Source organism: Roseateles sp. P5_B10 (genome assembly GCF_056400485.1).
Genome location: NZ_JBFULE010001431.1, coordinates 1 through 752, shown reverse-complemented (window position 1 = coordinate 752; position 752 = coordinate 1). Strand labels below are relative to the sequence as shown.

Genomic DNA, 752 nt, shown 5'->3' with positions numbered 1-752 from the left:
GTGCGTACATAGGAATGAAGATGCGCCGGCGCAATCGCGGAACAGGCGATTTTAGGGCTATTCTGCGGCTTCGTAGTCGATCTCGACAATGGTGCCACCGTCGGCTGCATCGGCAAATGTGGGGTCGCTGGTCAATTGCTCGATGGTGCGTGGCGACGGAAGGCCTGGCGAGCCGTCCGAATTGCGCCAGTCTCCGGCCGCGTATTCGAGCGTTTCCTCGGCTTCCTCGATGGCTTCATCAAGGGTGTCACCGGCGGTGACAACGCCGGGCAGATCGGGAAAGGAAACGTTGAAGGTGCCGCTGGCGTCCTTCAGAATGAGCGCAATATAGACCGGCATTGTCAGACACGTTCCACGAAACTGTCGACGACCTTCTTCTCACCCGCCTTCTCGAAGACGATGGTGAGCTTGTTGCCGTCGATCTTGGTCACATTGCCGTAGCCGAACTTCTGGTGGAAGACGCGATCCTGCAGCGTGAAGTCGGACTCCGTACCGGTAGACTTCGCGATCAACTCGCCCTCGATAGTCATCGGCCGCTTATTCCGCGATGAAGAGGAGCCGCCGAATGGCGACTGGCCTTCGCTGAAGCCGCTGCCACCTTGTCCCCCGCCGCGCGAGCGATTGGCCTGCGCGCGTTGCCAGCCCGGCGTCGAATAGCTTGAACCGAAGGATTCCACATTGTCGAAGCGCGATGCGCCGTAGCCGCTTGCGCCGCCCCAGCCCGAACCGCCCTTTGATTCCGTGATCTCGAC

The 752-nt window shown here is 60.5% G+C and carries 2 protein-coding genes; both read right to left on the bottom strand.

Going from position 1 to position 752, the window contains the following annotated elements; all coding sequences use genetic code 11:
- Positions 1 to 57: 57 nt before the first annotated feature.
- Positions 58 to 339 carry a type II toxin-antitoxin system HicB family antitoxin gene (locus AC1DU6_RS33805; RefSeq protein WP_439093915.1) on the bottom strand — a complete coding sequence of 94 codons (282 nt, stop codon included), beginning with the start codon at positions 337 to 339 and terminating at the stop codon, positions 58 to 60.
- A gap of 2 nt (positions 340 to 341) precedes the next feature.
- Positions 342 to 752, bottom strand: a 411-nt coding sequence (locus tag AC1DU6_RS33800; RefSeq protein ID WP_477862754.1) for a hypothetical protein, incomplete at its 5' end; no start/stop codon positions are given.